The sequence below is a fragment of the Deltaproteobacteria bacterium GWC2_65_14 genome (assembly GCA_001797615.1).
Taxonomy (GTDB): Bacteria; Desulfobacterota; Deferrimicrobia; order Deferrimicrobiales; family Deferrimicrobiaceae; genus GWC2-65-14.
This window is the reverse complement of the sequence record MGPV01000023.1, coordinates 18,695-42,852: the sequence shown is the minus strand read 5'-3', so window position 1 is coordinate 42,852 and position 24,158 is coordinate 18,695. Positions and strand designations below refer to the sequence as shown.

The window sequence follows — 24,158 nt, the reverse complement described above, 5'->3', positions numbered from 1 at the left end:
GGAGCTTATGATTTGTCCGGTCTTGTAGCACGCGATCTGTCCGGTTTTCATGTTCTCCATGGAGGTGACCATGAGACCGGCGGAGTGGCTGCAGGAGGTCCGGATGAAGCGATTCCGGGAAGTGTACGGCGGCTGGCGGGAACGACGGCTCAGCCAGGAGGAAGCGGCGCGGATCCTGGGGGTTTCCGACCGCACGTTTCGCCGCTATGTCGAGCGGTACGACGACGGGGGGCTGGAGGCCCTCGTCGACAAGCGCCTGACCCAGATATCCCACCGCAAGGCCCCGGTGGACGAGGTGATGGCTCTGACCGAACGGTATCGGGCTCGCCATGACGGATGGACCGCACAGCATTTTCACTCCTGGTACAAGCGCTCGGGGGGAACCCGAAGCTACACCTGGGTCAAGACACGCCTCCAGGAGGCCCGGCTGGTCAAAAAGGCGCCACGACGCGGTGTTCACCGCAAACGACGGGAGAGAGCTCCCTGGCCCGGATTGATGATCCACCAGGACGGCAGCACCCACGAGTGGGTCCCCGGGCAGAAGTGGGATCTGATCCTCACCATGGACGACGCGACCAATGAGCATTACTCGATGTTCTTCGTCGACGAGGAAGGCACAAAGAGCAGCTTCCGGGGCATCGGGGAGGTCATCCGGGCCAAGGGGCTGTTCAGCTCCTTCTACTCCGACCGGGGAAGCCACTACTGGTACACCCCCGAGGAGGGCGGCAAGGTGGACAAGAAAACCCTCACACAGTTCGGACGCGCCATGAAGCAGCTGGGCATCGAGATGATCCCTGCCTACTCCCCCGAGGCCCGGGGACGGATCGAGCGGGCGTTCCGGACTCACCAGGACCGCCTCCCCAAGGAACTGGCCCTGCACGGCATCACCGGCATGGAGAAGGCCAACCGGTACCTCGAAGAGGTCTACCTGCCTGCCTACAACGCCGAGTTCATGCAGCCGCCCCAGGAAGAGGGGTCGGCCTTCGTCGAGTGTGTCGTCCCCAACCTCGACGACATCCTCTGCGAACAGCACGAGCGGGTCGTCGGACGAGACAACTGCGTCTCCTTCGAGGGGAAAAAACTCCAGATCCCGGCCGACAGGCACCGCTGCCACTACATCAAGGCCACCGTCCGGGTGCATCGCTACCTCGATGACACGCTGGCCGTCTTCCACGGCCCGAGGAAACTGGCAGGCTACGACGCCGACGGAATCCTGATCGGAAACAAAGAGGCGAAGGCCAGTGCGTAACGTCCGCCGCAAACAGCCGGGGAAAGCGCTCGAATCAACATCAAAATCCGAGTGCCCCACCCGAAAACAAAAAGCGGACAATCCACTTGCTACAAAACCGGACATTTCTACTTGCTCCTAACATTCGCGGGGGTTTCGCATGCAGTCGACAGTCTGGTTCACCGACCTCTCCTCCGGGCCGGGGAAAAGCCTCCTCGACAAGACGGGGGGGCTGCTCCGCGCCGCGGGGCTCTCCTCCCGGATCCGGCCGGGGGCCCTGACCGCGGTCAAGCTCCACTTCGGGGAACGGGGGAACACCTCCTTCGTCCGGCCCGTCTTCGTCCGGCGGGTCGTCGAGGAGATCGCCGCCGCCGGGGGGAGGCCGTTCCTGACCGACACGAACACCCTTTACGTGGGGGGGCGCAGCAACGCGGTCGACCATTTCCGCACGGCCGTCGCGAACGGCTTCGCCTTCTCCGTCGTCAACGCCCCCGTGATCCTCGCGGACGGTCTCCGCGGGGAAAGCCGCGTCATGGTGCCGGTGGACGGGAGCCTCTACCGGGAGGTGGCGATCGGGGCGGAGATCGTCCACGCGGACGCGCTGGTCGCGGTCACCCACTTCAAGGGGCACGAACTCGCCGGGTTCGGCGGAACGATCAAGAACCTGGGGATGGGATGCGCCGCGAGGTCGGGAAAGCTGGCCCAGCACTCGACGGTCTCGCCGTCGGTCGACCCCGGGGGCTGCACCGGTTGCGGGACCTGCGTCCTCCACTGCCCCGCCGGGGCGATCTCGACGGTCCCGGAAAAGGCCTTCATCGACCCCGGCGTTTGCATCGGGTGCGCGGACTGCATCGTGGTCTGTCCCGAGGGGGCGGTGACGATCGACTGGAACGAGGCGGCCCCGATCGTCCAGAGGAAGATGGCGGAGCATGCGCTGGGCGCCCTGCGGGGGAAGCGGGAGTCGAGCCTGTTCCTGACCTTCGTCCAGCAGCTCTCCCCCTACTGCGACTGCTACGGGAACAACGACCGGCCGATCGCGCCGGACGTGGGGATCCTGGCATCGGCCGACCCGGTGGCGCTGGACCAGGCCTGCGCGGACCTGGTGATCCGGGCGGCCGGGAGGGACCCCTTCCGCGAGACCCACCCGCAGATCGACTGGACGGTCCAGCTCTCCCACGGCGAGGAGATCGGGCTCGGGACGAGACGCTACCGGCTGGAGACGGTATGACCCGGCACCGGACCCTCTTCGCCGGAATCGACATCGGCTCCCTCTCCACCGAGGCGGTCCTCCTGGACGCGGAAGGTGCGGAGGCCGGGTCCGCCATCGTCGCCACCGGCGCCTCCACCCGGAAAGCCTGCGAGGAGGCGCTCTCCCGGGCTCTTTCGATCGCGGGAGCCGGCGCCTCCTGCGTCGCCTACACGATCTCCACGGGATACGGAAGGGAGATGGTGTCCACCGCAGACCGGAGGGTCACCGAGATCACCTGCCACGCGCGGGGAGCCCGGCACCTTTTTCCGGAGGTGCGGACGGTCCTCGACATCGGCGGCCAGGACAGCAAGGTGATCCGGCTTTCCCACGAGGGGAAGGTGGCCGACTTCGCGATGAACGACAAGTGCGCGGCCGGCACCGGGAGATTCCTGGAGGTGATGGCGCGGACGCTGGAGATGGACCTCGAGGAGCTGGGCCCCCGGTCGCTCCTCTCCGCGAAGGCGCTGACCGTGAGTTCGATGTGCACCGTGTTCGCGGAGTCGGAGGTGATCTCGCTCATCGCCTCCGGCGCCTCCCCAGAGGACATCGCGCGGGGGATCCACAACGCCGTGGCGGACCGGATCGCCGCGCTCGCCGAGCGGGTCGGGATGGCCCCCCCCGCGGTCATGACGGGCGGGGTCGCGAAGAACCCGGGGGCGCGCAGGGCGTTGGAGGAGAGGTTCGGGCTCCCCCTCCTGGTCCCCGAAGAGCCGCAGTTGACGGGGGCGCTGGGAGCCGCGCTCCTCGCGCGGGAGGAGGGGCTCTCCCGGCACTGACCCCCGGGTGCGTTACAGTTCCTGGTGGGTCTCGAAGATCTCCCGGAAGGTTTCCGCGCTCTCCCGGAAGATCCGGAGGATCCGAGGGTCGAAGTGGTCGGGGGTCGTCCGGCCGTCCCCCTCGGTGAGAATCTTCACGGCGGTCTGATGATCGAAGGGAGGCTTGTAGGGGCGCCGGCTCCGCAACGCGTCGTACTGGTCGATGATGTTCAGGATCCTCCCCTCGATCGGGATCTCCTCCCCTTTCAGCCCCTGCGGGTACCCCTTCCCGTCCCACCGCTCGTGGTGGTAGAGGGCGAACTTCTCGGCCGACTTCAGGTACGGGCTCTCCGACCCCCGCAGGATCCGACCCCCGATCGTGGTGTGGGTCTTCATCGTCTCGAACTCCTGCGGCGTGAGGGGACCCGGCTTCAGCAGGATCGAATCGAAGATCCCCACCTTCCCGATGTCGTGCATCGGGGAGGCGTAGAACATGACGTCGGCCTCCTGCTGCGAGATCTCCAGATCCTTCACGATCACCGACGTGTAGTAGCTGATCCGCTTGATGTGGACGTAGGTGTCCTCGTCACGGTACTCGGCGGCCAGCGTCAGACGCTGGACGGTGTCGAGCAGCGACTCCCGAAGCTGGCGGGTCCGGTCCTCCACCTGCAGCTCGAGGATCCTGCTGTGCGACTCGAGGAAGTCCTGGTACTTCTTGACCTTGAGGAGGTTGTTCACCCGGACGATCAGCTCCGTGCCGTCCACCGGCTTCGAGAGAAAGTCGTTCGCACCGGCCTGCAGGGCGGTGATCCGCGACTCCCGGTCCGCCTGCGAGGTGAACATCACCACGGGGATCCCCATGGTGGCGGAATCGCTCTTGAGAAGCCTGCAGGTCTCGAACCCGTCCATCCGGGGCATGGAGATGTCCAGGAGGACGAGATCCGGGGATAGTTTCCTCGCTTTTTCCAGCCCCTCCACCCCGTCGGAGGCCGATTCGGCGGAAAACCCCTGGTGCTCGAGGATCGCTCCCATGACATCGACGACCCCCGCCTCGTCGTCGACGATCAGGATCTTCGATTTTCTTCCGTTCCCCACAACGAACCCCCCGGGAAGGCTTTAGGGTTTTATTCGGCCGTTCTCCGGGGGATCTTTACCGTTTTCTTTCCTCCGCGAGGATCTCGAAAAACCTGTCGATCTCCCCCGGAGTGTTGTAGAAGTGGGGGGAGACCCGGATCCCGCCGGACCGGGGGGAACAGACGACGTTGCGCTCAAGAAGCGATTTCCACAGCGCCTGGGGGTCGACGCCGGGGACACGAAAAGTGACGATCCCGGAACGCTCCTCCGGGTTCCTCGGGCTCACGATCTCGTACCCCTCCCGTTCCGCCGACTCGAGGACCCCCTCGGTCAGCCGCCGAACCCGCTCCCAGATCCGCTCCACCCCCACCCCGAGCAGAAGCTCGAGAGAGGCGTCGAAGGCGGCGATCCCCACCGCGTTGAAGCTCCCGGGCTCGAACCGCCGGGCGTCCGGGGAGAGACGGAAATCGTACCGCTCGAAATCGAAGCGGTTGCAGACCGAATGCCATCCCAGCACGACCGGCTCCACCATCTCCAGAACCTCCCGGGAGAGGTAGAACCCCCCGATCCCCTCCGGGGAGAGGAGCCACTTGTGCCCGTCCGCCGCCAGCGCGTCGATTCCGCAGGCCTTCACGTCCATCGGGAGCACTCCCAGGCTCTGGATGGCGTCCACGCAGAAGAAGATCCCCTGCTTCCGGCAGAACTCGCCGATCGTCGCCAGGTCGTTCCGATATCCGTTGGCGAACTCCACGGAGGAGAGCGCGATCAGGCGGGTCTTCCCGTCGCAGGCGGCGAAGAGATCCTCCTTCGGCACGCGCCCCTCCCGGGCCTTCACCAGCCTAACCTCCACGCCGTGCGCCTCCAGCCGGAGCCAGGGGTAGATGTTCGAGGGAAACTCCACGTCGGCGGTGACCAGGTTGTCCCCCTCCTTCCAGGGAAAGCCGGCCGCGATGAAGGAGAGCCCTTCCGAGGTGTTCTTGATGAAGGCGACCTCGTCCGGCGACGCCCCGATCAGCGCGGCGAACCTCCCCCGCGCCGCCTCCGATTCCTCCAGCCATTTCCGGGGGCGGGAGGCCCCCTCGTCGCGGACCCGGGAAAGGAGGAGGCTCCCCGCCGCGGCCGCGGCCGCGGGGATCGGCGAGACCCCCGCGTGGTTCAGGTAGATATACCGCTCCGTGACGGGAAACTCGGCCGCCCGGATCGGCCCCACGTCGATCGGCACATTCCCTCCCTTCGCGGGGACATGTCGCCCCGGATTCCCGGGATCCCCCCGTGCTTACGGTATAATACCCGGATGGGACGGTCCGACCAAGAGATCCTGCGGTACAGCAGGAACATCCTGATCCGGGAGATCGGCCCCGGGGGGCAGGAGAAGCTTGCCTCCTCCTCGGTGCTGGTCGTGGGAGCGGGGGGGCTGGGATCCCCCGCGCTTCTCTACCTCGCCGCGGCCGGCGTCGGGAGGATCGGGATCCTCGACGGCGACCGGGTCGACCTGTCGAACCTCAATCGCCAGGTGATCCACGGGGAGGACTCGATCGGGAAAAAGAAGGTGGAATCCGCGGGGGCGACCCTCCGGGCGGTCCGGTCGGACCTGACGGTGGAGGAGCACGGGGAGGCGCTCACGGCGAAGAACGCCGTGGCGATGTTCCGCCGGTACGACGTCGTCATCGACGGGAGCGACAACTTCCCCACGAAATACCTGTGCAGCGACGCCGCCGTCCTCTCCGGGGTTCCGCTCGTGCACGCGGGCGTCCTCCGGTTCGGGGGTCAGATCACGACCGTGGTGCCGGGCAGGGGACCCTGCCTGCGCTGCCTGATCCCGGAGATCCCCCCCCGGAAGGACGCCCCCACCTGCTCCGAGGCGGGGATCCTGGGGGCCGCCGCCGGGGTGTTCGGATCGCTCCAGGCGGTCGAGGCGGTCAAGCTGATCACCGGCGCGGGCGACACGCTGGCGGGGCGGCTCCTCTCCCTGGACACGCTCACCGGGGCGGCGTCGGTGCTCCCCTTTTCCCGGAGCCCGGAATGCCCCGCCTGCGGGGAGGCCCCCCGGATCCGGATTCCCCTGAGGGGGGAGGAATACGATCTGGAACGGAGCTGCGCAGGATGAGGGAAGCGGCGAACGCCGGACGGAAGCGTGCGGTGATCCTCCTGTCGGGGGGACTGGACAGCACGCTGGCCGCGAAAATGATGCTCGACCAGGGGATCGAGTTGCACGCGATCCACTTCACCTCCCCCTTCTGCACCTGCACGAGGAGCGGCCCGGTCGGCCGCGAGGAGGGAGTCGGATGCCGGTCCCAGGCGCAGGTCGTCGCGGGGGAAATGGGGATCCCGATCCGGACCGTCTCCAAGGGGAACGAATATGTCGGGATCATCCGCTCTCCCCGCCACGGCCGGGGTGCCGGGATGAACCCGTGCATCGACTGCAGGGTCTTCACGATGAAGAAGGCCCGCGAGTACATGGAGGAGATCGGGGCCTCCTTCCTGGTCACCGGGGAGGTCGTGGGACAGCGGCCGATGTCCCAGCGCGAGGACGCGATCCGGATCATCGAGAAGCAGAGCGGATGCCGGGGGCTGGTGCTCCGACCCCTCTCGGCCAAGCACTTCGAGCCCACGATCCCCGAGCGGGAGGGATGGGTCGACCGGGAAAGGCTGCTCGACATCGCGGGGCGCTCCCGCCGGGAGCAGCTCCGCCTCGCCGCGGACTGGAGCCTTCCCGACACCCCCTGCCCCGCCGGAGGATGCCTGCTGACCGACCGCTCCTTCTCCCGGAAGGTGCGGGACCTCCTCGACCATGTCGCGGAGCCGGACATGGTGGAGCTCTCCCTGCTCAAGGTGGGAAGGCACTTCCGGATGCCGGACGGCCGCAAGGTGATCGTGGCGCGGAACGAGGCGGAAAACCGGCGGCTGGAGGGGCTCTGCCGGGGCAGGCACGCCGTCTACGTGGCCGACGGGTTTTCCGGCCCCTCGGTCTGCGTCCAGGGAGGGAACGGATCCCTCCCGTCGGACCTTCTCCGGAAGGTCTTCACCCGCTACAGCAAGCCGGGAACGGCGCCACCCTTCCCGGTCCGGGAAGTGTCCCCCGCGGGGGAACGGCGGATCTCCCTTTCCGGCGACGTCGATTTCGCGGAGGTCGGGAATGCGATCCTCGGCTGAACCCGGGGGGCTGGCCCCGCTCCCGCCCGCGCTCCTGGAAAAATGGGAGGCGCTCCTGGCCTCCCTGCGGGAGACGGGATCCGCGGTGATCGCCTACAGCGGCGGCGTGGACAGCACCTTCCTCCTCTATGCGGCGCTGCAGGCGATCCCCGGGAAGGTCCTCGCGGTCACCGCCACCTCGCCCACCTACCCGGCGTCGGAGCGCGAGGAGGCGGAACGGATCGCGGAAGGATGGAGCGTCCCCCACCGGCTCGTGGAATCGAATGAGCTGGAGATCCCCGGCTTCTCCGAAAATCCCCCGGACCGCTGCTACTATTGCAAGAAGGAGCTGTTCCACATCCTTTCGGGGATCGCGGCGGAGTCCGGCTTCTCGCGGGTCCTGGACGGGACCAACGCCGACGACGCGAACGACTTCCGGCCCGGACGGCGGGCCGCGAGGGAGCTGGGAGTCCACAGCCCGCTCCTCGAGTGCGGGATCTCGAAGGAGGAGATCCGGGCGCTGAGCCGCCGGTTCGGGCTTCCGACCGCCGAGAAGGGGGCCTTCGCCTGCCTCTCCTCCCGGTTCCCCTACGGGACGACGATCGACGGGGAGAAACTCCGGCGGGTGGAGGCTTGCGAGGAGATCCTCCGGCGGTTCGGCTTCCGGCAGTTCCGCGTCCGCGTTCATGACCCGGTCGCCCGGATCGAGGTCGGGCCGGAGGAGATCCCCCGCCTGTTCGAGCCGGAGGTTTCGGAAGCGATCCACCGGGGGTTCCGCGAGCAGGGCTTCCTCTACGTTTCCGTCGACCTGAAGGGGTACCGCACCGGGTCGATGAACGAGGGGGGGGTCGTGGGGGGTCTTCCTCCCGGCCTCGACGCCTGATCCGCCTCAGACGGTAACGCGCAGCAGGTCCTCCGCCAGGAGGATCTCGCCGGAATAGGCCTTCCGGCATTGCCCGAGGATGTCCTCCCCCTCGCACTCCGGGTAGAAATGGGTCAGGAGCAGCCGCTTCGCGCCGGCCTGTGCGGCGATCCTACCGGCTTCCCCGGGCGTCAGGTGCCCCTCCACCTTCCGGCCTTCCGGGAAGGAGCATTCGAAGACCGCGAGATCCGCCTCCCGGGCCGCCGCCACGAGACCTTCGCAGACGTCGGTGTCCCCGGAAAAGGCGACCGCCTTCCCGGAGCCCGGGTCCTCCACCCGGAAGGCGACGCTCTGGGGGGTGTGTGCGACGGGGAAGGCGGAAAGAACGAGCCCCCCCCCGAGCGGGACCGGCTCCCCGGAGACCTCCTCGACCTCCAGCGGATAGCCCAGCGGCTCCACCCAGCCGCCGTACATCCGGCGCAGCCTCGCGTAGAAGTCGCGGAACCCGGGGGCGCCGAGAAGGGTCAGCTTCTTCGTCCGTCCGATCCCGGGGTTGCGGAGCCCGAACAGCAGCGGGGCAAGCTCCGCCGTGTGGTCCAGGTGGAGGTGGGTGAAGGCCACGGCGTCCGGATCCCCCAGGGAGATCCCGAGGACCGCCAGCTTCTGGAGGGTGCCCAGGCCGGCGTCGACCAGAAGAGTCACCCCCCCGCGGCGGACCAGGTGGCCGGCCGATCCCCGCTTCGGGTGCGGAACGGAGGTCCCCGATCCGAGCACGATCGTTTCCATGTCGTCCCGATTCGCCGCCCTGGGCCAACGGGGCTCAGGCGCAGTCGCCCCCCTCGTCCCGGATCTTCCCGACGGCGTGCGGGATCACGGAAAGGATCTCCTCGAGATTCTCCCTGGCCCCGCCGGGGCTGCCGGGGAGATTCACGATGAGGGTCCGGCCCCGGACGCCGGCGACCGCCCGGGAGAGCATCGCGGTCGACAGCTTCCGGAGACTTCCGGCGCGCATCGCCTCCGCCATCCCCGGGATCTCCCGGTCGAGCACTTCCCGGGTCGCCTCCGGGGTGACGTCCCGCGGGGCGACGCCGGTCCCGCCGGTCGTCACGACGAGATCGAGGCCGAGAACGTCGGAGAAATGGCGCAGGGTCCGGCGGATGAACTCCACCTCGTCCGGGATGACCACCCGCTGCTCCACCGAGGCGGGAAGGGAGGCGAGAAGGGCCGCGACCGCCGGGCCGGAGCCGTCGGACCGCTCTTTCCGGAAGGAGCGGTCGGACACCGTCACGACGGCGGCGCGGATCACTCCCCCACCTCGACCCGGTCTCCGGGGGCGACCCTCCCTCCCCGGAGCACCCGCGCGAACACCCCCTCGCGCGGCATCACGCAATCCCCCGCTTGAATGTAGATCGCGCAGCGGTCGTGGCACTCCTTGCCGACCTGGGTGATCTCGAGCAGCGCCTCCCCGACCCGGAGCTTTTTCCCGATTCCCAGCTGCGGAAGGTCGATTCCCTCGACGGTCAGGTTCTCGGCGAAATCCCCGGGGCCCACGGAAAGACCCCGGTCGCGCATCTTTCCGATGCTCTCCTCCCCCAGGAGACTGACCTGCCGGATCCCGGGCCCGGCGTGGGCGTCCCCCCGGACCCCGTGCTCCCGCTCCAGGACGACGGAGGGCTCGGGAACCTTCTTCTCCCCCTTCCGTCCGCTCCGGGAGACCGCGACCACCTTCCCGGTCCGCACCGCCATCGCTACCTCAGGAGATTGCTCTTGAAGATCAGCTTCTCGTGGTCCTCCCCGTCCTCGGGGAAGCTGGCGTGGCCGAAGCGGAGATCGACGGCCAGCCCCTTCATGTGCGCCTTCATCTCCTCCACCTCGGTGGTGATCGACTTCTTGATCCGGGGGATCGCGCTCATCCGGCCGTCCTCCGCCTCGGGAAGGATCATCCCGAACTTCCACTCGCTGATCCTGGCCACCACGTCGTACTCCCGCAGGCAGCTCCGGAGCACCTTCGCCATCCGCTGGATCACCCACTCCTCCCGGTCGACCGCGGAGAACCCCTTCCCCGGGACCCTCGGGTTGACCTCGCAGATCATCAGGACGAGCCGCCGCTGGAACCGCTTGGCCCGGCTGAGCTCGTGGAGGATCCGGCTCTGGAAGTACTGGAGCGTCGGGAGCCCCGTGGAGCCGTCGAGGTTCTTCAGCCGCTCGTTCCTCTCGAACACGATCGAGTTCGCGATCGCCTTCTCGGCGTACCGGATGAACCGTTCGAAGGTCCCCAGGTCGTCCCCGGTGAAGGAGGCCGGGTAGAAGGTCTTGTGCGGGAACTTGTCGAACACCGAGAGGGTTCCCAGGATCTCCCCCTCCCGCTTCAGGGGGAAGCACATCATCGTGCGGGCGAGGCCGGCGAACTCCCCCCACCCCTCCTCTTCCGCCACGTCCCGCACGAGGACCGACGGGGTTCCCTTCAGGATCTCGGTGACCGCCTTCTTGTCCATCCGGAAGAGGTCCTGCTGGTCCCCTTCGCCCTTCATCCCGAAGAACTCCCGGATGCCGTACTTTCCGGTCTGGACGTCCAGCAGGCGAATCACGCAGGACTCCGCCTCCAGGATGAGGGAGGCGGAGGTCGCGACGAGCTTGAGCAGCCTCGACAGGTCGAGCGTGGAAATGATGTTGATCCCCGCCTCGTTGATCGCGGCGATCTTCGTCATCCGCTGGGCGGCGGATTCCTCCCGCAGGGAGACCCCGACCGAATCGGACAGCAGGACCGACCCCTCGCGGAGCCCCTCGATCCTCTCCGCGGGAACGCCGGTCTCGGAGACCGACTGGACGACGAAGACCCCGAGCGGATCGCCTCCGGAGGAGAGGGGGAAGAGGAAGACCTCCCCCCGCAGCCGGCTCCCGGGGGAGCGGTGCACCTCGCCCAGCGTGACGGGCCGCCGCTCCCGCAAAGCAAGTTCCTCGATCGTCCCGCCCGAGGAGAAGGAGAGGACCTGTGCGCCCGGCGAGACGCGCATCGTGGTCGACTTGATGAAGAACTCTTCCGTGTCCCGGTCGAACAGAAGCACGGAGGCGACGGCCCCCGGGAGGAACCGCCCCGCGGCCGCGCAGAATTCCCGGAGCCGCTCCTCGATCGGTTTCCCCGACCGGAGGATGTCGCCCGTCTGCCTCAGAAAATCGGATGGCATGTCACTCACTCTCCCCCTCCAGCGACACGCGGATCCGGAGCCGGACCGGATTCCCATCGGCGTCGAGGAACACGGCCGGCAGCACGGCGTGTCCTTCCGGCGACACGAACAGGTTTTCGAACTTCAGGAAGGTCAGCCCTTCCCCGGTCTCCACGGAAATCCCCACGGCCGGCGGCGTCTCCCGCACGGGCGCGGAGGGCCGCTCGGGAAGGTCGATCTCGATCTCCTCGAAATCCTCCGCGGAGACGAACCCCTCTTCGACCGCCGCACCCGTGTCGACTCCGGAAGACAGCAATCCCGCGACCCCCAAGGCTTCCGTTTCCTCCCCGTCCTCCGCCTTCCCCGGCGCAAGCTCGACTTCCTCCTCGATCTCCGCCGTTTCCCGGAGTTCCTCGAAATCGGCGATCTCCTCCAGCCCCTCCGATCCCTCGCCCGGCCGGGCTTCCGCCTCCTGGCTCTGGAACTTCTCGCCGATCGTCGTGCCCGCCAGGTCCTCGAACTCCTCCGACTCCGCCGTCTCCCCGGGCATGAGGAGCGTCTTCCGGAGGCTTTGGAACACCTTCCGGGAAATCGCGACCAGCGTCTCGGTCACCCCGACTCCGTTGACGGCGATCCCCTCGTAGGACGGAACGTGCATGGGATTGAGCTTGGCGTTCAGCGTCTTCACGGTGTCGATGTGCTTGAGGTCCCGCTTGTTGTACTGGATCACGAAGGGAAGCTCTTCGAGCTTCTTCCCGTAGGTGGCGAGATTTTCCCGAAGGTTCTTCAGGCTCTCCAGGTTGCTGCTGATCATGTCGACCTGGGAGTCGGCGACGAACACGACCCCGTCCACCCCCTGCAGGACAAGCCGCCGAGTCGCGTTGTAGAACACCTGGCCGGGAACGGTGTAGAGGTGGAACCGGACCTTGAACCCCTTGATCTCCCCCAGGTCCACTGGAAGGAAATCGAAGAAGAGGGTCCGGTCCGTTTCGGTGGGAAGGGAGATGAGCCTCCCCTTCTGCTCGGGACGGAGCATCTGGTGCACCATCTCGATGTTCGTGGTCTTCCCCGAGAGACCCGGCCCGTAGTAGACGATCTTCGCGCTCAGTTCCCTCGTAGCGTAGTTGAACAGTGCCATCGGTTCCCCCGGATCCTATTTTCTGGACACCACGACCCGCCGCTTTGCCTCCCGCGAGACGGCCGCCGGGATGTTCCGGTTCGCCGCCAGGAGGGAAAGCTCCTGCACGGAGAGGTGTCCGAGGAACCGCATCGCCAGCGACACCGGCGTCCTGGGGTTCGACACCAGGAGCATCTTCACCCGCCGGTTCTTCGACCACTCGCGGCTCTCGCCGATGGCGCGCAGCACGTCCTCGTTCGTCAGCGAGGACCCCGAATATTCCAGCACGTCCAGTTCGGAGAGGCGGGGGCTGTTCGCCACCGCCCGGGCCACGAGATGGTTCGCATCCCGCGACAGGATCTTCCTCACATCCCGGTTCCCCCTCGTCGCCAGTTCCACCTTCTTCGGCATCGGCAGCCCGGAGACGTAGGTCTGCAGCGATCCCCGGACCTCCTCGGGAACCTCCCGGTCCTCCGTCAGGCTGACCTTCACCTTCCCCCTGTCGTCCTGCTCCGCGATCATTCCTCGGCCTCTTCCCCCATCTCCTTCCGGGCCTCTGCGATGACCTTGTCGGCGACCTGCGCCGGAACCTCCTCATAGTTCGACATCCGCATGGTGAACTGGCCCCTCCCCGAGGTGATCGAGCGCAGGTCCGAGGAGTACCGCAGGACCTCCGCGAGGGGAACCAGCGTCTTCACGATCTGGCTTCTCCCCCGCGCCTCCACCCCCAGCACGCGACCCCGGCGGCTGTTCAGGTCGCCGATGATGTCCCCGACGTTCTCCTCGGGGACGACGATCTCCATCTCCATGATCGGCTCCAGCAGGACCGGCCTCGCGTCGGCCACCGCCTTCTTGAACCCGAGCGACCCCGCGATCTTGAACGCCATTTCGGAGGAGTCGACATTGTGGAAGGACCCGTCGAAGACGGTCACCCGGGCGTCGACCACCGGGTAGCCCGCGACCACCCCCTTGACCATCCGCTCGACGACCCCCTTCTCGACGGCGGGGATGTACTGCCTCGGGATCGACCCCCCCACGATCGCGTCCACGTACTCGAACCCCGCGCCGCGCGGCAGCGGCTCCACCTTGAGCCAGCAGTCGCCGTACTGTCCGCGTCCGCCGGTCTGCTTCTTGTACTTCCCTTGCGCCTCCGCCTTCCCCTTGATCGTCTCCTTGTAGGGGATCTTCGGCGTGCGCAGCTCCACTTCCACCCCGAACTGGCGACGGAGCTTCTCCACCGCGACCTCCAGGTGGATCTCCCCCATCCCGGAGAGGATGAACTCCCGGGTCTGGGTGTCCTTCCCGAACTGGAGGGTCGGATCCTCCTCGATCATCCGGGAGAGAGAGCTGCCCAGCTTGTCCTCGTCGGAGCGGGTCTTCGGCCGGATCGCGAAGGAGATCACCGGCTCCCCCGCGGAAGGCGGCGGGTAGAGGATCGGGTGCTTCGGGTCGCAGAGAGTGTCGCCGGTGGAGGTCTCCTTGAACTTCGCGACGGCGACGATCTCGCCGGCAAATCCGGAACCGACCGGCTTCTGCTTCTTCCCCTCCAGCCGGAAGATCGCCCCGATCCGCTCCGTGGCGTTCTTCCCGGCGTTCAGCGGGGACATGTCGGGGGTCAGCGTGCCGGAAACTACCTTGAAGATGGAGAGCTTCCCGGCGTAGGGATCGGCCAGCGTCTTGAACACGAAGGCGGAGAAGGGGGCGGAGGCGGAAATCGGCCGCACCTCCTCGGTCTTCTTCTTCGGGTTGGTTCCCTTCCACTCCTTGCGGAAGGAGGGGTCCGGCAGGACGAGGTTGATCATCTCCAGGAGAGGCTGGATGCCGACGCACCGGGTCGCCGATCCGCAGAGGACCGGCAGGATCTTCATCGCGTGGACGCCGGCGGTGAACCCCTTCCGGATCTCCTCCTCCGAAAGCGGGGTCCCCTCCAGATACTTCTCCAGGAGGGAGTCGTCCGCCTCCGCCGCCGCCTCGACCACTTTTTCCCGCCCCTTCGCCGCGGCCTCGGCCAGTTCCTTGGGGATCTCCGCCGTGTCGTACTCCCCGGCCTCCCCCTTGTAGAGGAGGGCCTTCATCCCGAAGAGGTCCACGACCCCCCGGAATTCCGCCTCGGCGCCGATCGGGATCTGCACCGGGACGGCATGGACCTTCAGGATCTCCTGGATCTCCTGCACCGCCTTGCCGAAATCGGCCCGCTCCCGGTCCATCTTCGAAACGAAGGCCACGGCCGGAACCCCGGTGTCGCAAGCGAGGTGCCACATCTTCTCCGTCTGGACCTCGACCCCGGAGACGGCGTTCACCACGAGGACCGCCCCGTCCAGCAGGCGGAGGCAGGCGTGGGTGTCCGCCTCGAAATTGATGTACCCGGGCGTGTCCGCCACGGTGACCTCCACCTTGTTCCAGCTGTAGTGGTGGAAGGAGGTGCTGATGGTGATCTTGCGCCGGATCTCCTCCGGGTCGTAGTCGAAGTTCGAGCTGCCGTCGTCCACCTTGCCCATCCGGTCGGTGGCCTTCGCGATGAACAGGAGCGCCTCGGCCAGCGTCGTCTTCCCCGCCCCGCCGTGCGCGATGATCCCCACGTTTCGCAGTTGTTGGATGTCCACGTCCGACTGTCCCTCCTCGTTGGGGATCCCGTTCCGCTACGGTCCGGAGGCCCGGTTTCTCTCGTATATTATACGCAGCCCCTCGAGAGTCAAATTCTCGTCGATCTCGTGGATTTTCGAGGACTCCTTCGCGAGGATCCCGGCCAGCCCCCCGGTGGCGACGACGACCGGATCGGAGCCAAGCTCCCGCTTCATCCGGTCGATGATCCCCTCCACGAGTCCCAGGTATCCGTAGAACAGCCCCGACTGCATCGCCGTAACGGTGTTCTTCCCGATCACCGACGGCGGCTTCGCGATCTCGACCCGCGGGAGCTTCGACGCCTGACGGAAGAGGGCCTCCGCGGAGATCCCGGCTCCCGGGGCGATGATCCCCCCCATGTAGTCCCCCTTCGAGGAGACGTAGTCGAAGGTCGTCGCGGTGCCGAAGTCCAGGACGATGCAGGCCTTGTTGTACCGGGCAAAGGCGGCGACGGCGTTCACGATCCGGTCGGCGCCGACCTCCTTGGGGTTGTCCATCTGGATCGAGATGCCGGTCTTGATCCCGGGCCCGACGACCAGCGGCTGGATCCCGAAGTAGCGGACGCAGAGTTCGATGATCGTCGGGGTCAGCGGAGGCACCACGGAGGAGAGGACGATCGCCGCGATCTCCTCCGAGGAGAAGTGGCTTCCGTCGTAGAGGTTCCGGACGAGGATCCCGTATTCGTCGCTCGTCTTCTCCCGGTCGGTCCACACCCTCCAGTGGTGAAGCAGCCGCTCCCCCTGGTACACCCCGAGCACCGTGTGGGTGTTCCCCACGTCTATGACAAGCAGCATCCCCCGGTCACCTCTCGAACTCGAGGATCTCCCCGCTGTGGATCCGTTCCCTGCCGCGGCCGCCTTCCGGGAGAAACAGCAGCGCCCCCTCTTCGTCCACCCGGATCGCCGTTCCCCGCTCCTCCCGGTCCCGGCGGCGCAGGAGCACCCGCTTCCCGGAGAGGAGGCAGCGGCGGTTCCATTCGGGAAGAAGGGGCGCCAGGCCGCCCGCCAGAAACCGCTGATACGCCTCCTCGAACCGGACGAGGAACCGGGACAGGAGCTCGACGCGCGGGAAGGAGCGTCCGGTCTCCCCGCGGAGGGAAGTCGCCGTCCGGCGGAGCTCCTCCGGGAAGTCTGCGGCTTCCGCGTTCACGTTCAGCCCGACGCCGATCACCACGTGCCGGAGCCGGTCCAGGTCCGAGGACATTTCGGCCAGGATCCCCGCCGTTTTCCTCCCCCCGAGAAACAGGTCGTTCGGCCACTTGAGGAATACCGGAAGCCCGGTCGCCTCCTCGACCGTGGAAGCCAGGGCGACCGCGGCGACCAGGGTCAGCCGGGGGGCCATCGGAGGCTCGAAGGGGGGGCGCAGCAGGAGAGACAGGTAGAGGTTCACCCCCGGGGGGGATTCCCACCTGCTCCCGAGCCGCCCGCGCCCTGCCGTCTGGGAATCGGCGCAGAGCACGGTTCCGTGTGGGGCTCCCGCCTCCGCGAGGTGGACCGCCCGGCTGTTGGTGCTGTCGGTGACCGGAAAAACGTGAAAGGATTTCCACATCGAGGCGTCGGGAAGACGGGAAAACAGTTCCTGTTTCTCGATCAGGTCGGGTCGCCCGAGGAGCCGGTACCCGGCCCCCCGGGCGCCTTCAATGCCGAACCCTCGCCGACGGAGCGTCTGGACCTGTTTCCACACGGCGGCGCGGGAGGCCCCCAGCCGCCGTCCGATCTCCTCCCCCGAAACGTAGCGTCCCGGGTGTTCCTCGAGTATCCGCCGGAGTTGTTCCGCCATCCCTCTCCCGTGTGCGATGTTTCAGGATAACCCTTCGTTCTATTAAGCATTCCGCACGGAAGGAAATCAACCAAAAGATGGGAGAAACCGCTCCGTGCGGAAGGAATGGAACCTGCAACTGCCCTTCTGGATTCCCCGAAAACGGGCAATCGTTATGGCGCCGGGGGGAAAAAGTGGAAAAAAGTAAACTTTTCAGGGAAAAATGCCGATGGGACGGATAAATCCCCACGCGGGGACCGGCGGTGGCGATCCAGTGGCGATCCTTCATCCCAAGGTGACGGTCCGCGGTACGATCCACGCGGCGGTCACGCTGTTCTTCTGGTGTCTTTTCGTGTACTGGTGGCTCCGGGTCATCCCGCAGACCTCCGCGCGGGATGCTGTCGGGGCGATCGTCCTGATCGCACTCACCATCCTGGCGACGACCGTCCTCACGCTGGTCTGGGTGCGCTACAACGTCGCCATCTTCCGGCGGAAGGGACCCAGGAAAGGCCTTCCCCCCGTGTCCGAGGAATGCGACGCCGACCGCCTCGGCAGAGGACTCGACCACCCGGGATATGATTCCCTGAAACGCTCCCGGGCCGTGGTCGTCTCCTGCGAGGGGGAACGCAAAAGCTTCTCGGTTCCCCGGAGCGTCTGACGATGGCGGAGATCCCCGGAATTCTCATCGCCTTCCAGCACACCACCGTCTACTGGATCATGCTCCTGTTCTTCGGCTTCTACCCGATCCTCTCCGCGATCGTCTGGCTCGTCACCTCGGCCATCTATTTCTCCGGAAAGGAAAAACTCCCCGGGGAGGCGGAGGCCGATCTCTACACCCTTCCCGACCCGCCTCCGGCGGTGTCGGTGCTCATCCCGGCCTATTGCGAGGAAAAGGTGATCGAGGCGACCGTCGAGGGGGCCCTCCGCATCGACTACCCGGACTTCGAAGTCGTCGTGGTGGACGACGGCTCGAAGGACGCCACCGTCGCCCGGCTCGCTCCCTACCTGGAGTCCGGGCGGATCCGGCTGATCCGGAAGACCGTGAACGAGGGGAAGGCGATGGCGCTGAACGACGCCCTGCTCTGCCTGAACGGGGAGATCGTGCTGACCATCGACGCGGACGCGGTCGTCGACCCGCAGATCCTGCTTCACATCGTTCCCCACTTCTCCTCCTCCCGGGTCGCCGCGGTGACGGGGAACCCGCGCGTCTCGAACCGGCGGACCCTGCTCAGCAAGATCCAGCTGATCGAGTTCACCTCGATCGTGGGCCTCCTGCGCCGGGCCCAGCGCGTGTGGGGGCGGATCCAGACCGTGTCCGGGGTCGTCGTGGCCTTCCGGAAGAAGGCGCTGTTCGACGTCGGGCTGTTCGACCCGTCGATGGCGACCGAGGACATCGACATGTCCTGGAGGCTCCAGATGCGATTCTGGGACATCCGGTACGAGCCCCGGGGGCTGGTCTGGATGCAGGTGCCGGAGACGATCGGCGCCTTCTTCTCGCAGAGGAAGCGCTGGGCCGTCGGGCTGGGGCAGGTCCTGCGCAGCCACCTCGGCATCCTCCTCCGGAGGAAGAACCTCCGGCAGTGGCCGGTGGCCTACGAGTCGGTGCTCTCCATCCTGTGGGCCTTCTGCTTCGTGATCCTGACCTCGCTCTGGATCTTCTCGTACGCGATCGGAATCCCGCCCGTGGGAGCCCACCCGATCCCGAACTTCTGGGGGATGACGATCGCCACGGTGTGCATTCTCCAGCTCACGGCAGGGGTCGCCCTCGACCGGCACTACGACCGTTCCATCCTCCCCTACGCCACCTACACGGTCCTCTACCCGCTGATCTACTGGGCCATCACCTCGACCGTCGCGTTCCTGTATACTCCGGTCGGGCTGCTCCGCAAGCGGCCCCGGATCACCCTCTGGAAAACGGAAAGGACCTGACCGTTGCCCGGGCTCTCCACCCTCAGGATCCTCCCCTTCCTGCTCGCCGCGTTCCTTCTTCTCGGAGGAGTCCCGCAGCCGCCCGCGTGCGCGCAGGAGCCCCCGACTCCCAGGAAGCGGGCCGAATCGCTTGCGGAGGAGGCGCGGCAGCACCGGGACCTGGGGGACCTCCCCCGGGCTCTCGGGAAGTTCCGGGAGTCGCTCGCCCTTCACCCCGGAGGGGGTACCTGGCGGGAGCTCGGAGACCTGTTCGCGGAGGCGGACCGGCACCGGGAGGCGGTCGACGCCTACCGCGCCGCGGCCACCGCGGATCCCTCGCTCGAGCCGGAGCTGCGGATGTCGATCGGAATCCAGCTCCTCTGGGCGGACCGGCCGAAGGAGGCGGTCCCCCTGCTGGCCTCCGTCGCCGAGAACCGTCCCCATGATCCGGAGGCCAGGCGCTACCTGGCGCTCGCCCTGCGCTGGTCCGACCGGCTCCGGGAGGCGGAAGGACTCTACCGGCAGATCCTGGAGAAGGATCCCCGGGACGACAGGGCGCGGCTGGGGCTTTCCGAGTCGCTCCTCTGGCAGGGCCGGTTCCAGGCGGCCGCGCGGGAGTACCGGCGCGTCCTGGAGGAACGGCCCGACGAACCGGAAGCCCTCACCGGCCTCTCCCGCGCCCGCCTGTTCCAGGACATGCCGGAGGAGGCGGAGGAATGGATTTCCCGCGCGGAAAAGGCCGCCCCGGGGATCCCGGAGGTCCGGGAGCAGTCGTTGAGGGTCCGGGAGCGGCTCGCCCGATACACGGAGTTCGGGTTCCGGGGATCCCGGGACTCCGACGAGCTTTCCTCCTACGAGCTGTCCCTTTCCGTCCACGGGCGGCCCGCCCGGGGGCTGGACCTGGACGGAACGGTGAGGCAGCTCTTCCTCCGCCAGGGATCGCCGGGGAAGGAGGACAACCTCGGCGCCGAGGATTCGGCCGACGGAACCGGCGGGTCGTTTTCCGCCGCCTGGCGCCGGTCCCCCGCGATCGGATGGCGCGCGGGGGTCGGGTCCACCCGGTACGACGTCGCCGACTTCCACCCCTGGTCGGCCAACCTCGGGGTGACGGCGAATCCCCGGGACACCTTCCAGCTCGACCTGGAATGGGAACGGGGGCACTGGGATTCCATCCTCTCCTTCCAGAACCGGGTCGTCCTGGACACGGTTAGCCTCACCGTGTCCAAGCACTTCGCCTGGAAGACGGAGGTCTCCGCCTCGGCCGCCCTCCTCTTCCACCGCAACGAGAACACCACGAACCAGGAGCGGGAAAACCGGGGAGCACGGTACGGCCTGACGATTACGCGGCGGCTCTATCTCCGGGGGGATGCCGCCTCCCTGGCGGGGATCCTCCGGTTCGGAGGACTCGGATTCGACCGCGACCTCGACGTGGGGGTGTTCGACCCCAAGCGGTACACGAGCCAGGAGGCGGGCATCGACTGGCGCTTCCGGCTCCGTCCGGGCTGGGAGTTCCACGGAACCGCCCTGGCGGGAGCCCAGCAGGAGAAAGGGGCGAAAAGCGGGCCGACCTACTCCGTGGAGGCGGCTCTGGACCGGAAGATCGGGCTCGGCGGAATTTCCATCGGCGGATTCGGTTCCGACTCCAACACGGGAGGGCAGGGAGAGGGGTTCCGCCGCTACGGCGGGCTATTCCGGGTACGGATACCGTTCTGAGGTCCCCGCCGCCTTTCCCCCGAGCAGACCGTCGGGGACCGGCCCGGACGCCGGGAGGACCGGGTAGATCCCCAGGCCGTTCACCATGGCGCGCCGCGCTCCGCGGACCTGCTCGCGCAGCTCCTCCGCGGGAACCCACGCCTCCTCCGACCAGTCGTACGCCTGTAGCTTGAGGAGAACGGGGGGAGGCTCCGACTCCCGTCCCGGCGGGGGAATCCACTTCCGGATCGCCCGCCTCGCGAGCGACTCCGTCCATGCTCCCGCGTCCTCCCGGCGCCCCTCCATCCGGGCGTAAGCCATCACCACGGTCAGGTCGTAGTCGGACAGGAACCGGCCGAAGTCCTGGGAAAAGCCCGGGTGGAGGGCGTCACGCTCCACGGCCGGGGCATACAGGTTGCGAGCGAAGAGGCAGTTCGGCCTCCACGCCAGCACCGCCGCCTTGATCTCCTCGATCATCCCCCGGATCGCGGCGGACTTGGCCTCCGGGGATCCGTTTCCGCTTCCCCGGAGCCGTTCCCCCTCGAGCATGAAGGCGTCGTCGTCGAAGAGGATCCCCCGGATCGGCAGGTAGACGGCGATGTCGGAGAAGAAATCCACCGCCGCGCGGCGCGCCCCCTCGAGGTCCGGCGAGAGCCTCCGGTACCAGGGGGCGGGGCTCTTCCCCGCGCCTTTCTCCCCGGCAGGGATCCTCCACTCCGGATGCTTCTCCCACTCCCAGGAGAGGTTCATGACCGGGGCGCGGATCCAGACGCGCAGCCCCGCCCGGGAAAAGAGGTGGGCCGCCATCGACCAGACGTCGGCACGGACGGCCACCTGGTGGTTCATGAACCAGACCGCCCGGAAGAACCCGTCGCCGCCCGGGTCCGGGCACCCCTGGAGAAAGACGTCGGTGGCGCCGAGACGCAGGATCCGGTCCTTGAGCAGCTCGAGCCTGAGCCGGAACATGGCCGGATCGGGGTCGTACACCTCGTCCAGGTCCGCCTGCGCGGCCCGCACGGTCGGCCGGGGGTCGAACAGCCACCGCACGCTCTTCCCGTCGATCCCGCTCCCCCGGTACACCATCACACGGGGCAGATATCCGCCCGAAAGGTCCCCGGGGGCGGCGGGGACGCCGTCGAGCCCCAGCGTCGCCGTGAACCCTTCCTCCGCCGCGATCCGCCGGGCGACCGCCGTGTGCTCCCCGTAGGGCCACGCCAGGAAGGACACGTCGTGCCCGAGCCGCTCCCCCAGGATCCTCCGGGATGTCCGGAGATCCTTCCGGATCCGGCTCCAGTATTCGTCCCGATCCTCGTACCGCTTCTCCCCGACCCGGTAGAGGCGGGTCGTGACCGCCGGATCGGTGTCCCGGTACGGGTTCGACGCCACGTAGCGGTGCAGGTCGTGGCTGTGGGAGGCGATCTCCACCAGGCCGCTCCGGTCCGCCTCCCGGACCTGGTCCCAGGACATCATGGGGGGCAGATCGGGAGGAGGGCGTTCGAGGAACGAGGTGACCACCGCCAGTGTCGCCTTGACCCCCTCTTCCCGGAGGATCGGGAGGACCGCCTCCGAAAAACTCCGGTACCCGTCGTCGAAGGTCAGCACGGCGACGCGGGGAGGGATCTTCTCCGGGCGGCCCCGGAAGGCCAGAAGCTCCGACAGGGAGAGGAAGGTCCATCCTCCCTGCTTGAGGCTGCGGACCTGTGCGCGCAGCAGGGAGGGGGAGATCGTGATCGACGGAGCCCCCGGCCGGTCCGAGATGTCGTGATAGCAGAGGACGGCGATGACGGGAGAGCCCGCGGCGGCGGCCGTCCGCCGCTCCTGCGCCAGGGAGCGGATCCCCGGGGGCGTCTCCGCGGCCCGGACCGACGACGCTGCAGCGAGCAGGAGGAGCGCGAGCCGGAAGGGCAGTCCCCGGCTCAGACCGTCACCTTCCCCCGATAGATGCCGAACACTTCCCGCAGGACGTCGGAGATTTCCCCGAGCGTGGCGTAGGACTTCACCGCCGCGAGGATGGGGACCATCAGGTTCTCCGTCCCGCGGCAGGCCTTCCCCAGGGCCGCGAACGCCGACAGGACCGCCGCCGGATCCCGCCGTTTCCGCAGGGCCGCAAGCCGCTTCCGCTGCTCCCGCTCCACCCTCGGGTCGACGGTGAGCAGATTTTCCGGCCTCGGCTCCTCGACCTCGAAGGCGTTCACGCCGACGAGGATCCGTTCCTTCCGCTCGATCTCCTGCTGGTACCGGAAGGCGGCGTCCTGGATCTCCTTCTGGATATACCCGCGGTCGATCGCCCGGACCACCCCGCCCATCCCGTCGATCCGGGCGAGATATTCCTCCGCCTCCCGCTCCAGGGCGGAGGTCGTCGCCTCGACGAAATAGGACCCGCCGAGCGGATCGACCGTGTCCGCGACGCCGCTCTCGTGCGCGATCACCTGCTGGGTCCGCAGCGCGATCCGGACCGATTCCTCGGTGGGCAGGGAGAGCGCCTCGTCCCGGGAATTCGTGTGGAGCGACTGGGTGCCTCCGAGCACCGCCGCCAGCGCCTGGAGCGTCACCCGGACGACGTTGTTGTCCGGCTGCTGCGCGGTCAGCGACGAGCCGGCCGTCTGGGTATGGAACCGGAGCATCCAGGAGCGGGGGTCCTTCGCCCGGAACCGCTCCCGCATGATCCTCGCCCAGAGGCGGCGGGCCGCCCGGTACTTCGCCACCTCCTCCAGGAAGCTGTTGTGCGCGTTGAAGAAGAAGGCGAGACGCGCGGCGAAGGAATCGACGGACATCCCCGCGTCGATCGCCGCCTGGACGTAGGCGATCCCGTTCGCCAGGGTGAAGGCGATCTCCTGCGCCGCCGTCGACCCCGCCTCCCGGATGTGGTACCCGGAGATGCTGATCGTGTTCCACCGAGGCACCCGGTCCTTGCAGTAGGCGAAGATGTCGGTGATGATCCGCATCGAGGGGGCCGGGGGATAGATGTAGGTCCCCCGCGCGATGTACTCCTTCAGGATGTCGTTCTGGATCGTCCCGTTCAGAGACTCCGCCGGCACCCCCTGCTTCTCCCCCACCGCGATGTACATGGCGAGCAGGATCGCCGCCGTGGAGTTGATCGTCATCGAAGTGGAGACCTCCCCGAGGGGGATCCGGGCGAAGAGGACCTCCATGTCCTCGAGGGAGTCGATCGCGACCCCGACCTTCCCGACCTCGCCGAAGGCCATCGGGTGGTCCGAGTCGTACCCCATCTGGGTGGGAAGGTCGAAGGCCACCGACAGGCCGGTCTGCCCCTGCTCGAGGAGGAACCGGTACCGCCGGTTCGACTCCCGCGCGTCCCCGAACCCCGCGTACTGGCGCATCGTCCAGAAGCGCCCCCGGTACATGGTCGGCTGGACCCCTCGGGTGAACGGGTACTCCCCGGGGAACCCCGCGTCCCGGAGATAGTCGAACGCCTCCAGGTGGCCGGGATCGCAGAGCCGCTCGATCTCCGACCCGGAGGTGCTCTCGAAGCGCTTCGCCCGCTCCGGGGCCTTCGCCGTCACGGGCAGGAGGGTCTCCCGCTCCCACCGCCCTCTCGCCTCCCGGATGCGGGACCCTTTCCCCGTCGCCTTGCCC

General features: G+C 67.7%; 23 protein-coding genes. 10 read left to right on the top strand and 13 right to left on the bottom strand.

Annotated features, from left to right (window positions below):
• Positions 1-70: 70 nt before the first annotated feature.
• The 3 genes from A2X88_04770 (at position 71) to A2X88_04760 (ending at position 3,253) form a co-directional block, all read left to right on the top strand.
• Positions 71-1,249, top strand: a complete 1,179-nt coding sequence (locus A2X88_04770; GenBank protein ID OGP34786.1) for a transposase — start codon at positions 71-73, stop codon at positions 1,247-1,249.
• 139 nt (positions 1,250-1,388) lie between these two features.
• Positions 1,389-2,456: a 4Fe-4S ferredoxin gene (locus A2X88_04765; GenBank protein OGP34763.1), complete on the top strand. Its 1,068-nt coding sequence runs from the start codon at positions 1,389-1,391 to the stop codon at positions 2,454-2,456.
• Positions 2,453-3,253, top strand: a complete 801-nt coding sequence (locus tag A2X88_04760; protein OGP34762.1) for a 2-hydroxyglutaryl-CoA dehydratase — start codon at positions 2,453-2,455, stop codon at positions 3,251-3,253. Before A2X88_04765 ends, A2X88_04760 begins: the two co-directional genes overlap by 4 nt.
• A 12-nt stretch (positions 3,254-3,265) precedes the next feature.
• Here the strand turns inward: A2X88_04760 and A2X88_04755 are convergent, their stop codons facing one another.
• Entirely contained in the window at positions 3,266-4,327 is a 1,062-nt protein-coding gene (locus A2X88_04755) for a two-component system response regulator (protein OGP34761.1), read from the bottom strand.
• Between the two features lie 55 nt (positions 4,328-4,382).
• The gene (locus A2X88_04750; GenBank protein OGP34785.1) at positions 4,383-5,522 is read right to left on the bottom strand and encodes a hypothetical protein; all 1,140 of its coding nucleotides are present in this window, start codon (positions 5,520-5,522) and stop codon (positions 4,383-4,385) included.
• Positions 5,523-5,600: 78 nt separating this feature from the next.
• Here A2X88_04750 and A2X88_04745 point away from each other — a divergent pair, with 78 nt between their 5' ends.
• From A2X88_04745 to A2X88_04735, 3 genes are read left to right on the top strand one after another with little or no spacing between them, the layout of a single operon-like run.
• Complete coding sequence (locus A2X88_04745) at positions 5,601-6,413, top strand: adenylyltransferase (GenBank protein OGP34760.1); 813 nt, start codon at positions 5,601-5,603, stop codon at positions 6,411-6,413.
• Entirely contained in the window at positions 6,410-7,459 is a 1,050-nt protein-coding gene (locus tag A2X88_04740; protein ID OGP34759.1) for a hypothetical protein, read from the top strand. Before A2X88_04745 ends, A2X88_04740 begins: the two co-directional genes overlap by 4 nt.
• Entirely contained in the window at positions 7,443-8,321 is an 879-nt protein-coding gene (locus tag A2X88_04735) for a TIGR00268 family protein (GenBank protein OGP34758.1), read from the top strand. The genes A2X88_04740 and A2X88_04735 overlap by 17 nt, the downstream gene beginning before the upstream one ends.
• 6 nt (positions 8,322-8,327) lie before the next feature.
• On the opposite strand, the gene A2X88_04730 is transcribed toward A2X88_04735, so the two are convergent.
• The 9 genes from A2X88_04730 to A2X88_04690 are packed head-to-tail and all read right to left on the bottom strand — an operon-like array spanning position 8,328 to position 16,982.
• Positions 8,328-9,086 (bottom strand): hypothetical protein, encoded by a 759-nt coding sequence (locus tag A2X88_04730; GenBank protein OGP34757.1) that lies wholly within the window; start codon positions 9,084-9,086, stop codon positions 8,328-8,330.
• Positions 9,087-9,120: 34 nt separating this feature from the next.
• Positions 9,121-9,603 carry a molybdenum cofactor biosynthesis protein gene (locus A2X88_04725; protein ID OGP34784.1) on the bottom strand — a complete coding sequence of 161 codons (483 nt, stop codon included), beginning with the start codon at positions 9,601-9,603 and terminating at the stop codon, positions 9,121-9,123.
• The gene (locus A2X88_04720) at positions 9,603-10,046 is read right to left on the bottom strand and encodes a molybdenum cofactor sulfurase (protein OGP34756.1); all 444 of its coding nucleotides are present in this window, start codon (positions 10,044-10,046) and stop codon (positions 9,603-9,605) included. Before A2X88_04720 ends, A2X88_04725 begins: the two co-directional genes overlap by 1 nt.
• 2 nt (positions 10,047-10,048) lie before the next feature.
• Positions 10,049-11,485, bottom strand: coding sequence for a hypothetical protein (locus A2X88_04715; GenBank protein ID OGP34755.1), 1,437 nt, complete (start codon positions 11,483-11,485; stop codon positions 10,049-10,051).
• A 1-nt stretch (position 11,486) separates the two neighbouring features.
• The gene (locus A2X88_04710) at positions 11,487-12,602 is read right to left on the bottom strand and encodes a hypothetical protein (protein ID OGP34754.1); all 1,116 of its coding nucleotides are present in this window, start codon (positions 12,600-12,602) and stop codon (positions 11,487-11,489) included.
• Positions 12,603-12,617: 15 nt separating this feature from the next.
• The gene (locus tag A2X88_04705; GenBank protein OGP34753.1) at positions 12,618-13,103 is read right to left on the bottom strand and encodes a hypothetical protein; all 486 of its coding nucleotides are present in this window, start codon (positions 13,101-13,103) and stop codon (positions 12,618-12,620) included.
• Complete coding sequence (locus A2X88_04700; GenBank protein ID OGP34752.1) at positions 13,100-15,184, bottom strand: translation elongation factor G; 2,085 nt, start codon at positions 15,182-15,184, stop codon at positions 13,100-13,102. Before A2X88_04700 ends, A2X88_04705 begins: the two co-directional genes overlap by 4 nt.
• A gap of 36 nt (positions 15,185-15,220) precedes the next feature.
• Positions 15,221-15,997, bottom strand: a complete 777-nt coding sequence (locus A2X88_04695; protein OGP34751.1) for a pantothenate kinase — start codon at positions 15,995-15,997, stop codon at positions 15,221-15,223.
• Between the two features lie 7 nt (positions 15,998-16,004).
• Positions 16,005-16,982 (bottom strand): biotin--[acetyl-CoA-carboxylase] ligase, encoded by a 978-nt coding sequence (locus A2X88_04690; protein ID OGP34750.1) that lies wholly within the window; start codon positions 16,980-16,982, stop codon positions 16,005-16,007.
• A gap of 253 nt (positions 16,983-17,235) precedes the next feature.
• On the opposite strand from A2X88_04690, the gene A2X88_04685 reads away from it, so the two are divergent.
• Genes A2X88_04685 through A2X88_04675 form a run of 3 tightly spaced genes read left to right on the top strand, consistent with a single transcriptional unit; the run spans position 17,236 to position 20,582 of the window.
• Positions 17,236-17,619: a hypothetical protein gene (locus A2X88_04685; GenBank protein OGP34749.1), complete on the top strand. Its 384-nt coding sequence runs from the start codon at positions 17,236-17,238 to the stop codon at positions 17,617-17,619.
• 20 nt (positions 17,620-17,639) lie between these two features.
• Positions 17,640-18,890 carry an N-glycosyltransferase gene (locus A2X88_04680; GenBank protein ID OGP34783.1) on the top strand — a complete coding sequence of 417 codons (1,251 nt, stop codon included), beginning with the start codon at positions 17,640-17,642 and terminating at the stop codon, positions 18,888-18,890.
• A gap of 3 nt (positions 18,891-18,893) precedes the next feature.
• A complete protein-coding gene (locus tag A2X88_04675) occupies positions 18,894-20,582 on the top strand; it encodes a hypothetical protein (protein OGP34748.1) in 1,689 nt (562 codons plus the stop codon).
• On the opposite strand, the gene A2X88_04670 is transcribed toward A2X88_04675, so the two are convergent.
• Positions 20,556-22,163 carry a hypothetical protein gene (locus A2X88_04670; protein ID OGP34747.1) on the bottom strand — a complete coding sequence of 536 codons (1,608 nt, stop codon included), beginning with the start codon at positions 22,161-22,163 and terminating at the stop codon, positions 20,556-20,558. The genes A2X88_04675 and A2X88_04670 overlap by 27 nt on opposite strands.
• Between A2X88_04670 and A2X88_04665 the strand changes: the two genes are divergently transcribed.
• A complete protein-coding gene (locus A2X88_04665) occupies positions 22,090-22,326 on the top strand; it encodes a hypothetical protein (GenBank protein ID OGP34746.1) in 237 nt (78 codons plus the stop codon). The genes A2X88_04670 and A2X88_04665 overlap by 74 nt on opposite strands.
• 151 nt (positions 22,327-22,477) lie before the next feature.
• Here the strand turns inward: A2X88_04665 and A2X88_04660 are convergent, their stop codons facing one another.
• A complete protein-coding gene (locus A2X88_04660; GenBank protein ID OGP34782.1) occupies positions 22,478-24,130 on the bottom strand; it encodes a methylmalonyl-CoA mutase in 1,653 nt (550 codons plus the stop codon).
• Between the last annotated feature and the right edge of the window lie 28 nt (positions 24,131-24,158).

Excerpts from the sequence above, each read along its gene's own strand:
- A2X88_04770 (OGP34786.1), top strand. The coding sequence starts at position 71 with ATGAGACCGGCGGAGTGGCTGCAGGAGGTCCGGATGAAGCGATTCCGG.
- A2X88_04765 (OGP34763.1), top strand. The coding sequence starts at position 1,389 with ATGCAGTCGACAGTCTGGTTCACCGACCTCTCCTCCGGGCCGGGGAAA.
- A2X88_04760 (OGP34762.1), top strand. The coding sequence starts at position 2,453 with ATGACCCGGCACCGGACCCTCTTCGCCGGAATCGACATCGGCTCCCTC.
- A2X88_04745 (OGP34760.1), top strand. The coding sequence starts at position 5,601 with ATGGGACGGTCCGACCAAGAGATCCTGCGGTACAGCAGGAACATCCTG.
- A2X88_04740 (OGP34759.1), top strand. The coding sequence starts at position 6,410 with ATGAGGGAAGCGGCGAACGCCGGACGGAAGCGTGCGGTGATCCTCCTG.
- A2X88_04735 (OGP34758.1), top strand. The coding sequence starts at position 7,443 with ATGCGATCCTCGGCTGAACCCGGGGGGCTGGCCCCGCTCCCGCCCGCG.
- A2X88_04730 (OGP34757.1), bottom strand. The coding sequence starts at position 9,086 with ATGGAAACGATCGTGCTCGGATCGGGGACCTCCGTTCCGCACCCGAAG.
- A2X88_04720 (OGP34756.1), bottom strand. The coding sequence starts at position 10,046 with ATGGCGGTGCGGACCGGGAAGGTGGTCGCGGTCTCCCGGAGCGGACGG.
- A2X88_04715 (OGP34755.1), bottom strand. The coding sequence starts at position 11,485 with ATGCCATCCGATTTTCTGAGGCAGACGGGCGACATCCTCCGGTCGGGG.
- A2X88_04710 (OGP34754.1), bottom strand. The coding sequence starts at position 12,602 with ATGGCACTGTTCAACTACGCTACGAGGGAACTGAGCGCGAAGATCGTC.
- A2X88_04705 (OGP34753.1), bottom strand. The coding sequence starts at position 13,103 with ATGATCGCGGAGCAGGACGACAGGGGGAAGGTGAAGGTCAGCCTGACG.
- A2X88_04695 (OGP34751.1), bottom strand. The coding sequence starts at position 15,997 with ATGCTGCTTGTCATAGACGTGGGGAACACCCACACGGTGCTCGGGGTG.
- A2X88_04690 (OGP34750.1), bottom strand. The coding sequence starts at position 16,982 with ATGGCGGAACAACTCCGGCGGATACTCGAGGAACACCCGGGACGCTAC.